Source organism: Streptococcus sp. k-378, from assembly GCF_013277505.1.
Taxonomy (GTDB): domain Bacteria; phylum Bacillota; class Bacilli; order Lactobacillales; family Streptococcaceae; genus Streptococcus; species Streptococcus pseudopneumoniae.
Genome location: NZ_VMNC01000104.1, coordinates 1 through 10,175, shown reverse-complemented (window position 1 = coordinate 10,175; position 10,175 = coordinate 1). Strand labels below are relative to the sequence as shown.

Sequence of the window (10,175 nt, the reverse complement as noted above, 5' to 3'; positions counted from 1 at the left end):
TAGCTTCCTAGTTTGCTCTCTGATTTTCATTGAGTATTAGCCGAATCTTTTCCTACCATTATACCATTTTTTTGATGATTTTCAAAATGAAGATTTGTTTTCAAAAAAGAGCTGGTTGCCCAACTCTTTTCTAACTTCTACTCTTTTTCCATCAAAAAGTCATAAATTTCTTGCACAGTACCCAGCGCCATCATTTCCTGGTCTTTGACGGTTTGTTTGAGATTCTGGTAAATCTGACTTTCCCCTATCTCCCGCTTTGGTGCCTCTTTATTAACTGTCATGACCCCATCTTTGATGGTCACAAAGCCTAGTTCTTTAAAGACTTGAATCATCTTGACCAACAAGATTTGTTGGATATTGAGATAAGTAGCCAAATCTTTCAGCTTGTAGCGAATATCAAACTCTGGGAACTGGTAAATAGTCTTGTACAATTTGGCAAACTGATCTCTAGTCCCATAACCTGTCAGATAATAGGCCTTGTCAATATCATTTTTGAAATAGACAGCAGAAAAATTCTGCTCCTGAAAAATGGTCTTCAGCTGAGTAATATCCTCAGGAATGATTTTTACAACCACAGCATCACTATTTACTAAATCGGGCAGTTCCCCAGCAAAATCCAAGACTGGAACCCCTTCTGGCAAGACTGCATTCTTCCCACGGATGTTAAAAAGTTGAACACCCTCCACACGCGCATCCACCATCATCAACTGCAGGGCAGTTTGGCCATTCCATTGGTTGACAGACAATTTGACTGCCAGCTCTAGATTCTTGGTTTGGGAAAACTCTGTCGCCCATCTACCTTGGCCAAAGGCTACCACTTCAAAACTCTCCTCACCTTTGGAAATTTTCAACTTGAGATGGGCATTACCTGCCCCCATAGTACGGGCACTTTCGACCTGAAAATCCTTGATATAAAAGACAGGTTTCTGATTGTTCATTCCAAAGGGAGCCAAACGTTCAAAACTTTTGACCGTTTCAAGACTCAAAGTCTCCAAATCCAGTTCTTCATCTAGATTTAATTTGTTCTTGCCAGCAGCATCTGCGCCTTTTTCACGAACATAATCTTCCAAGACTTGAGATAAATCTGAGAGTTTCTCCACTTCCAGCGTCATTCCTGCTGCGCCAGCATGGCCACCAAAGGCGATGAAGAGGTCTCGATGAGGATCCAGAGCCTCAAAAATATCGACCGCTTCCACACTACGAGCACTACCCTTGGCACGACCGTCTTCTATATTAAGAACAATAACTGTCTGCCCTAGTTCTTCCAACAAACGGCCAGCCACGATTCCTAGAACCCCAGGATTCCAGCCTTCCTTGGCCAAGACCTGAACCTTCTTCTCAGGATCCACCATGGTCTTGGCTTCTTCATAGATAGACTGAACGATTTCCTTGCGCTCTTCGTTTTTCTGATGAATCATGAGAGCAATCTCATGCGCTTCCTCATCATCAAACCCAGTCAGCAAATCGATGGCAGGATTGGGATCATCCAAGCGGCCCAAGGCATTCAAACGAGGGGCAATCTGGAAACCAACCGTTTCTTCTGTTACTTCGTTGGCAGCAATCCCAGCCATATCCAGCATTTCTTGCAGACCAATGCGCTGAGTATGGCCCAACATTTCCAACCCATACTGAACCAAGATACGGTTCTCACCCGTCAAACTCACCATATCCGCAATGGTACCAATAGCGACCAAATCAAGCAGTTCCACCTGCACTTCTTCTAACAGGGCGCAAGCCAACTTGAAAGCCACTCCGCAACCAGCCAAATATTTAAAAGGATAATCCGCATCTGGATGTTCAGGATGGACAATGGCATAGGCATCAGGGAGGGTTTCAGGCATGGAATGGTGGTCGGTCACAATGACATCCACTCCCATCGACTGGGCCAATTCAATAGCCTCATGACCAGCAACCCCATTATCCACCGTCACAATCAAGGAAATCCCTTCTTGCTCGATAAAATATTTGTAAACACTGGCATTAGGTCCATAACCGTCGGTAAAACGATTAGGCAGATAAACCCGGCACTCGGCACCAAGCTGTTCCAAACTTTCCTTAACAATAGAAGCCGAAGTCATGCCATCCGCATCATAATCACCGTAAACGAGGATATTTTCCCCTTCTTCAATGGCCTGACGAATCCGTTCCACTGCCTTACCCATATCATGGAGCAGGTAAGGGTCATGCAAGTCCTCCAAGGAAGGTTCTAAAAACTTCTTCAGACTTTCTTGGTTCTGAATCCCTCTCTCAAACAATAACCGAGCCACCTCAGGACCCAGTCCAGCCTTCTTGGCTATCTTTGTAAAATCCGCATCTTCTACCTGCGGGGCAAACTGCCATTCATAAGTAGGTGTTATCAAAAAGACATCCACTCTTTCTAAGAATTCTATTGCTTCATTATAACATGATTTAGGCTTTTTCTCTATCCAGATTGCTTTTTTATAAAATTTTAGTGAATTTTTAAGATATGATTTGACAAGAAAAATCTTTTGGTGTAGAATCATGTTATAAAATCTAACACAAAGGAGATTCCTTATGGCTTTAGTAGAATTTGAACACGTCGAAAAATATTACGGAGACTACCACGCGCTCCGCGACATCAATCTCCGTTTTGAAAAAGGGCAAGTCGTTGTCCTACTCGGACCATCTGGTTCTGGAAAATCCACTCTTATCCGCACCATCAATGGTTTGGAGGCTGTAGACAAAGGAAGTCTCCTAGTAAATGGTCACCAAGTTGCTGGTGCCAGCCAGAAAGATTTAGTGCCCCTTCGCAAGGAAGTCGGCATGGTTTTCCAGCATTTTAACCTCTACCCTCACAAAACAGTGTTAGAAAACGTAACACTCGCACCCATAAAAGTTCTAGGAATTGATAAAAAAGAAGCTGAAAAAACAGCTCAAAAATATCTGGAATTTGTAAATATGTGGGACAAGAAAGATTCATATCCAGCCATGCTATCTGGTGGACAAAAGCAACGGATTGCCATTGCACGTGGACTCGCTATGCATCCGGAACTCCTTCTCTTTGATGAACCAACATCTGCCCTAGACCCTGAAACCATCGGCGATGTTCTGGCAGTTATGCAAAAATTGGCCCACGATGGTATGAACATGATCATCGTTACCCATGAAATGGGCTTCGCCCGTGAAGTTGCCGACCGCATCATCTTTATGGCTGATGGAGAAGTTTTAGTGGATACTACAGATGTTGATGACTTTTTCGACAATCCAAGCGAACCTCGTGCCCAACAATTTCTCAGCAAAATCATCAACCACGAAAGTGACAAAGTCAAATAAGGAGGCACCTATGAAAAAGAAAGTCTTTTTATCAGCATTATTGATTAGCCTTTTGGGCCTTGCTGCTGCAAAACCAGCTCAGGCTGATACCAGCGTCGCAGATATTCAAAAAAGAGGCGAACTGGTTGTCGGTGTCAAACAAGACGTTCCCAATTTCGGTTACAAGGATCCCAAGACAGGAACCTATTCTGGTATCGAAACGGACTTGGCCAGGATGGTAGCAGATGAGCTCAAGGTCAAAGTTCGCTACGTGCCGGTTACAGCGCAAACCCGTGGCCCCCTTCTGGACAATGAACAGGTCGATATGGATATCGCAACCTTTACCATCACAGACGAACGAAAAAAACTCTACAACTTCACCAGTCCCTACTACACGGACGCATCTGGCTTTTTGGTCAATAAATCTGCCAAAATCAAAAAGATTGAGGACCTAAACGGCAAAACCATCGGAGTCGCCCAAGGTTCCATTACCCAACGCCTGATTACTGAACTGGGTAAAAAGAAAGGCCTGAAGTTTAAATTCGTCGAACTTGGTTCCTACCCAGAATTGATTACTTCCCTGCACGCTCATCGTATCGATGCCTTTTCCGTTGACCGTTCTATCCTATCTGGCTACATCAGTAAACGGACAGTACTACTAGATGATAGTTTCAAGCCATCTGACTACGGTATCGTTACCAAGAAATCAAATACCGAGCTCAACGACTATCTTGATAACTTGGTCACTAAATGGAGCAAGGATGGCAGTTTACAAAAACTCTATGACCGTTACAAGCTCAAACCATCTAGCCATTCCGCAGAATAAGGAGGACACCCTATGACAGATTTATCATCTTGGACAGCCTATTTTCAGGATTTTGGACAATTTTTCAATGGTTTCCTCTTCACTCTTGCACTAGCGATTGGATCCTTTATCCTAGCCATGGTTTTAGGCATTTTCTTTGGAGCCATGTCAACCAGCAAACGTCCAATTTTGCGCATTTTAGCTCGCATATTTGTGGAATTTTACCAAAACACTCCCCTCTTGGTGCAGTTTGTTATTGTTTTTTATGGCCTACCTCTTATCAGTGACCATATCATCATGATTCCGATTTATTGGACAGCCGTTCTCTGCGTGGGACTTTATCACGGCGCCTATATCGCTGAGGTGATTCGCTCAGGGATTCAGTCTATTCCTAGCGGTCAGATGGAGGCCGCCTTGTCGCAAGGTTTTACCTATATCGGCGCCATGCGCTTGATTATCTTGCCTCAGGCTTTCCGTATCATTCTCCCTCCTTTGACCAATCAAATCGTCAACCTCATCAAGAATACCTCGACAGTTGCTATCATCTCTGGAGTGGACTTGATGTTTGTGACCAAGTCTTGGTCAGCCCTCAACGGAAATTACATCCCAGCCTTTCTAGGTGCTGCCCTTCTCTACTTTTCTCTATGCTTCCCTGTTGCCCAGTTTGGTCGCAAGATGGAGCAAGCAAACAAAAAAGCCTATTCACTTTAGGAGGTTACTATGGAATCCATTTTAGAAGTTTTGACCCCAGATAACCTAGTCTTTATCTTTAAAGGATTTGGCTTGACCCTCTACATTTCTCTAATTGCCATCGTCCTCTCTACCCTTATCGGTACGCTGCTAGCTGTCATGAGAAATGGCAAAAATCCTATCTTGCGCATCATCTCCAGCATTTACATCGAGTTTGTGCGTAACGTTCCCAACCTCCTCTGGATTTTCACTATCTTTTTAGTTTTCAAAATGAAATCCACACCAGCAGGAATCACTGCCTTTACTCTCTTTACCTCAGCAGCCTTGGCTGAGATTATCCGTGGTGGCCTAAATGCCGTAGACAAGGGACAATACGAAGCAGGAATGTCACAAGGATTTACAGCAACCCAAATCCTATACCATATTATTCTTCCACAAGCCATCCGCAAAATGCTGCCAGCCATCATTTCTCAGTTTGTAACCGTGATTAAGGATACCAGTCTTCTCTACTCTGTTATCGCCCTACAAGAACTCTTTGGAGCTAGCCAAATTCTCATGGGCCGTTATTTCGAACCAGAGCAGGTCTTCAGTCTTTATATCCTGATTGCCCTCATCTACTTCAGCTTTAACCTAGCAATTTCGAGCCTATCTCATATGCTAGCAACACGTTGGCGACAAGCTGCAGAATAACAAATTAGCTCTCCAGTTCAATTGGAGAGTTTTTTGATGAGAGTAGATATTTATAGAACTCAATTTGACACCATACATTTTCTATGATAAAATGTAACAAATTTATTTACAACAAATCGAATCTAAATGAAATGGAATTTTCTATGAAATCACTCAAAGGACTACTCTTTATCATAGCTAGTTTTATCTTGACTATTTTGACTTGGATGAACACTTCTCCCCAATTCATGATCCCAGGACTAGCTTTAACAAGCCTATCTCTGACCTTTATCCTAGCCACTCGTCTCCCACTACTTGAAAGCTGGTTTCACGGTTTGGAGAAGGTCTACACTGTCCACAAATTCACAGCCTTTCTCTCCATCATCCTACTAATCTTTCATAACTTTAGTATGGGCGGTTTGTGGGGCTCTCGCTTAGCTGCTCAGTTTGGCAATCTTGCCATCTATATCTTTGTCAGCATCATCCTTGTCGCCTATTTAGGCAAATACATCCAATACGAAGCTTGGCGATGGATTCACCGTCTGGTTTACCTAGCTTATATTTTTGGACTCTTTCACGTCTACATGATGATGGGCAATCGTCTCCTTACATTTAATCTTCTAAGTTTTCTTGTTGGTAGCTATGCCCTTTTAGGCTTGCTAGCTGGTTTTTATATCATCTTCCTTTACCAGATAATCACCTTCCCCTACCTTGGGAAAATTACCAATCTCAAACGCTTAAACCACGATACTAGAGAAATTCAAATCCATTTTAGCAGACCTTTCAACTATCAATCAGGACAATTTGCCTTTCTAAAGATTTTCCAAGAAGGTTTTGAAAGTGCTCCGCATCCCTTTTCTATCTCAGGAGGTCATGGTCAAACTCTTTACTTTACTGTCAAAAATTCAGGTGACCATACCAATAATATCTATGATAATCTTCAAGCCGGCAGCAAAGTAACCCTAGACAGAGCTTACGGACACATGATCATAGAAGAAGGACGAGAAAATCAGGTTTGGATTGCTGGAGGTATTGGGATCACCCCCTTCATCTCTTACATCCGTGAACATCCTATTTTAGATAAACAGGTTCACTTCTACTATAGCTTCCGTGGAGATGAAAATGCAGTCTACCTAGATTTACTCCGTAACTATGCTCAGAAAAATCCTAATTTTGAACTCCATCTAATCGACAGTACGAAAGACGGCTATCTTAATTTTGAACAAAAAGAAGTGCCCGAACATGCAACCGTCTATATGTGTGGTCCCCTTTCTATGATGAAGACACTTGCCAAACAGATTAAGAAACAAAATCCAAAAGCAGAGCTTATTTACGAAGGATTCAAGTTCAAATAAGTACTCATACTCTCCTGGGATTCCCCAGGAGAGTTTTTTATAGCCAAATGAAATAAGACCAGAGCGATGAAATTTTGGAATTCAAATCAATTGATAAGAATGTTTTATAGTGGAATGAAATAGGATACGAACAAATTGATTAGGAAAATCAAATGAATTTATAGAAATATTTTAGCAGTTATATTGTCCTGTTCTAGTTTCAAAACGCTATAGAAGCAGCATTGTGCTAGTCTAGATTCAGTTTACTATACTAAAACGAGTAGCTTGAAATCAAAAAACCCACCCTCACAGGCAGGTTTTATCTGTATTATTCAGCTAGATTATGCTTTACCTTCTGAACCGAATACGTCGATACGTTCTTCAACCGATGCTTGGATAGCTTTTACACCGTCAGCCAAGAATTTACGTGGGTCGAAGAGTTTTTTCTTATCGTATTCTGCTTCGTTTGCTTCGTAGTCACGAGCAAATTTACGAGTTGCGTTAGCGAATGCGATTTGGCATTCTGTGTTAACGTTAACTTTGGCAACACCAAGTTTGATAGCTGCTTGGATTTGCTCATCAGGAATACCTGAACCACCGTGCAATACGATTGGGAATCCTGGAAGAGCTTCTGTCAATTTTTGCAAGTGGTCAAGGTCAAGACCTTCCCAGTTTGCTGGGTAAGGACCGTGGATGTTACCGATACCAGCTGCCAAGAAGTCGATACCAGTTTCAACCATTGCTTTAGCGTCTTCGATTGGAGCCAATTCACCTTTACCGATGATTCCGTCTTCTTCACCACCGATAGTACCAACTTCAGCTTCTACTGAGATACCTTTAGCGTGTGCTTTTTCAACAACTTCTTTAGCCAATTTAAGGTTTTCTTCAACTGGAAGGTGTGAACCGTCAAACATGATTGAAGTGTAACCAACTTCGATACACTCAAGTGCATCTTCGTAGTGGCCGTGGTCAAGGTGGATAGCTACTGGTACAGTGATACCCATTGATTCAACAAGGTTAGCGATCAAGTTGCGAGCAACTTTGTAACCACCCATGTATTTAGCAGCACCCATTGAAGTTTGGATCAAAACTGGAGCTTTTTTAGCTTCTGCTGCGCGCAAGATAGCTTGAGTCCACTCAAGGTTGTTTGTGTTAAATCCACCAACTGCATAACCGTTGTCACGAGCTGCTTGGACAAATTTTTCTGCTGAAACGATTGCCATTTTATCAGGCCTCCTGTATATTTTTATGGGTCACCCCATTTACATTGTTCATTTTATCACTTTTTGACAAAAAAATCTAGTTTTTCCCGTAGTTTCGATTTAATTTCTTCTAGCTTCATCCATGTAAACCCTTTCTATCTCTAGTCTTGGGCGACTTTTGGAAAAGCTATGAAGAAGGTTAAACGATTCTCCTCCATCTCGAAATGATAAGCTAATTTTTCATGTTCCAATAGACTCTTGACCACAAAGAGTCCCATCCCAGGCCCTTTGGGCTTGCGACTAGCATTATCAGAAAAAGACTGGGCTAGTTTTTCTTGTTCTTCTGAGCTACAGCTATTCTCGATAAAGAGTTCCCCTTCTCTTTCTCCAATGCCAACCAAGCCACCTGGAACAGAGTGCTTGATGGCATTGCTGATGAGATTAGAAAGAATCAACTTCATAACTGATGGGTTTAGATAAGCCTGCTGATGGGTCAAACTATTGTCAATCTGGAGCTCTCTTTCCTTGGCGAGCAAGGCATAATCCTTAACCAGACTTTGTGTCATCTGGAGGAGGTCAATTTCTTCCCTATCATCTCGCAACTCCTGCACAGAAGAGAGGGAAAGTATCTGCAGAACATGGTGATTGAGTTCATCCACAATCCCCAAGGCAACTCCCAGATACTGGTCTCTATCCTTATAACGACCGATATTCTCTTTCATGTTTTCGATCAGGATTTTCAAACTAGCCAGCGGTGTTTTCAGTTCATGAGAAGCCCCTCGTAGGAATTCGACCTTCATCTTCTCCAGCTGGAGAATGGCTTCATTCTTGTCATGCAAGTCTGCAATGACAGTCAAAAGATGCTGGTAGAGGCTATTGATTTGTTCCTTGAGATCACCAATCTCATCCCTAGAATCCACGCGCAATCGCACTTGGGAATCCAGTTCCATCATTCTACGAGTCACCCGTTTGATTTCCAAGATCGGGGCAACAATGGTCCGAGCATAGATGTAGGCCACCAAGAGGGAAATTAGAAAGGATGCCAGCAAGGTATAGGGAAGAAATTGGAGACTGATTTGCTCTGCTTCCTTTTGCAAATCCATAGAAACCAGAAACTGGAGAGTCATGGTGCTACCATCTTGCGTTGTCACCTCACGCTCCTCAATAAAGAGAGAGGTGGTCTGACGGTCCGTATCCAGAGGAATGCTGTCCTTGACTTCTAACTTGTCCTCTGTCATCTCGCCCTTAACGCCCCCCTTGATATCACTAGTCTGGGAATACAGCTCTAACACTTGCTCGATGCTCTGCCTATCCTTTCCTTCTAGGGACTTGGCAATAGCTGTCGCTTTCTGGCCAATGGTTTCCTGACGATGACTCAGATAAGTCGAGGGAAATAGAAAATAAATAGCTAAATGAAGGCAGATAACCAGAACACTAAATATCGAGAAGGTATAGATAAATATCTTTGTAAATAAACCTGTTCGTCTCATTTTCGCTCCAATTTATAACCAACATTGCGCACAGTGAGGATGCAGTCCAGGTCTAGTTTTTTCCGCAATTCCTTGATATAAACATCAATGACACGGTCAAAGGGAACCTCATCTGTCGCTTTCCAGACGGCATCGATTATCTGAGACCGAGTCAAGGCCCGGCCTTCATTTTTCACCAGATAGTCCAGAATTTCCAACTCTTTGGCATTGATAAGCACTTCTTGACCTGCTAGACTGGCACTGTAGCTCTCAAAATCCACCCTGGCATCTTTATAAGAGAAGATTCGTCCTGTATCGTAGTATCTCTTGAAAATTGCATCCACCCTCACTTTTAAGAGGGAGAGGGAGAAGGGCTTTTCCAGATAGCCATCTGCCAGAGAAGCAAAGGCAGTCATCTTGTATTCCTCATCCTGAAAGGCGGTCAGCATCAAGACAGGAACCTGACTGGTTTTACGAATCTCAGCTAGGACTTCTAGACCATTTAGCTTGGGCATCTGGATATCTAGTAAAATCAAGGCTACTTCATAGCTGGAAAATTTTTCTAAGGCTTCTTGCCCATCTGCAGCCTCAAGGGTTTCATAGCCACAATCCGTCAAATAATCACTGACCCCCTCACGGATCATCTCTTCATCTTCTACAATTAAAATTTTCATACTTTAACTGCTCTCTATTTTTTATTTTTCTTATACTCAATAAAAATCAAAAAGCAAAC

Annotated in this window: 9 protein-coding genes; 5 read left to right on the top strand and 4 right to left on the bottom strand. The window is 42.7% G+C overall.

Annotation, left to right across the window (positions count from 1 at the left end; translation table 11 throughout):
* Positions 1–137 precede the first annotated feature (137 nt).
* Positions 138–2,360 (bottom strand): single-stranded-DNA-specific exonuclease RecJ, encoded by a 2,223-nt coding sequence (gene recJ, locus HT719_RS09540; RefSeq protein WP_172929027.1) that lies wholly within the window; start codon positions 2,358–2,360, stop codon positions 138–140.
* A gap of 175 nt (positions 2,361–2,535) precedes the next feature.
* Between recJ and HT719_RS09535 the strand changes: the two genes are divergently transcribed.
* The 5 genes from HT719_RS09535 (at position 2,536) to HT719_RS09515 (ending at position 6,792) form a co-directional block, all read left to right on the top strand.
* Complete coding sequence (locus HT719_RS09535; RefSeq protein ID WP_001229568.1) at positions 2,536–3,294, top strand: amino acid ABC transporter ATP-binding protein; 759 nt, start codon at positions 2,536–2,538, stop codon at positions 3,292–3,294.
* Positions 3,295–3,304: 10 nt separating this feature from the next.
* Positions 3,305–4,099, top strand: coding sequence for a transporter substrate-binding domain-containing protein (locus tag HT719_RS09530; protein ID WP_172929025.1), 795 nt, complete (start codon positions 3,305–3,307; stop codon positions 4,097–4,099).
* Positions 4,100–4,111: 12 nt separating this feature from the next.
* Positions 4,112–4,789 carry an amino acid ABC transporter permease gene (locus HT719_RS09525; protein WP_172929023.1) on the top strand — a complete coding sequence of 226 codons (678 nt, stop codon included), beginning with the start codon at positions 4,112–4,114 and terminating at the stop codon, positions 4,787–4,789.
* A 9-nt stretch (positions 4,790–4,798) separates the two neighbouring features.
* Positions 4,799–5,458, top strand: a complete 660-nt coding sequence (locus HT719_RS09520) for an amino acid ABC transporter permease (RefSeq protein WP_172929021.1) — start codon at positions 4,799–4,801, stop codon at positions 5,456–5,458.
* A gap of 143 nt (positions 5,459–5,601) precedes the next feature.
* Entirely contained in the window at positions 5,602–6,792 is a 1,191-nt protein-coding gene (locus tag HT719_RS09515; protein WP_172929019.1) for a ferric reductase-like transmembrane domain-containing protein, read from the top strand.
* Positions 6,793–7,112: 320 nt separating this feature from the next.
* Here HT719_RS09515 and HT719_RS09510 read toward each other — a convergent pair whose 3' ends face one another.
* The 3 genes from HT719_RS09510 to vncR form a co-directional block, all read right to left on the bottom strand.
* On the bottom strand, positions 7,113–7,994 hold the full coding sequence (locus HT719_RS09510; protein WP_001019001.1) for a class II fructose-bisphosphate aldolase: 882 nt from the start codon (positions 7,992–7,994) through the stop codon (positions 7,113–7,115).
* Positions 7,995–8,134: 140 nt separating this feature from the next.
* Positions 8,135–9,463 (bottom strand): sensor histidine kinase VncS, encoded by a 1,329-nt coding sequence (vncS, locus tag HT719_RS09505; RefSeq protein WP_001254965.1) that lies wholly within the window; start codon positions 9,461–9,463, stop codon positions 8,135–8,137.
* Positions 9,460–10,116 (bottom strand): response regulator transcription factor VncR, encoded by a 657-nt coding sequence (vncR, locus tag HT719_RS09500; RefSeq protein ID WP_023936605.1) that lies wholly within the window; start codon positions 10,114–10,116, stop codon positions 9,460–9,462. The genes vncS and vncR overlap by 4 nt, the downstream gene beginning before the upstream one ends.
* Between the last annotated feature and the right edge of the window lie 59 nt (positions 10,117–10,175).

Coding starts and splice junctions, on each gene's coding strand:
- HT719_RS09535 (WP_001229568.1), top strand. CDS start 2,536: ATGGCTTTAGTAGAATTTGAACACGTCGAAAAATATTACGGAGACTAC.
- HT719_RS09530 (WP_172929025.1), top strand. CDS start 3,305: ATGAAAAAGAAAGTCTTTTTATCAGCATTATTGATTAGCCTTTTGGGC.
- HT719_RS09525 (WP_172929023.1), top strand. CDS start 4,112: ATGACAGATTTATCATCTTGGACAGCCTATTTTCAGGATTTTGGACAA.
- HT719_RS09520 (WP_172929021.1), top strand. CDS start 4,799: ATGGAATCCATTTTAGAAGTTTTGACCCCAGATAACCTAGTCTTTATC.
- HT719_RS09515 (WP_172929019.1), top strand. CDS start 5,602: ATGAAATCACTCAAAGGACTACTCTTTATCATAGCTAGTTTTATCTTG.
- HT719_RS09510 (WP_001019001.1), bottom strand. CDS start 7,994: ATGGCAATCGTTTCAGCAGAAAAATTTGTCCAAGCAGCTCGTGACAAC.
- vncS (WP_001254965.1), bottom strand. CDS start 9,463: ATGAGACGAACAGGTTTATTTACAAAGATATTTATCTATACCTTCTCG.
- vncR (WP_023936605.1), bottom strand. CDS start 10,116: ATGAAAATTTTAATTGTAGAAGATGAAGAGATGATCCGTGAGGGGGTC.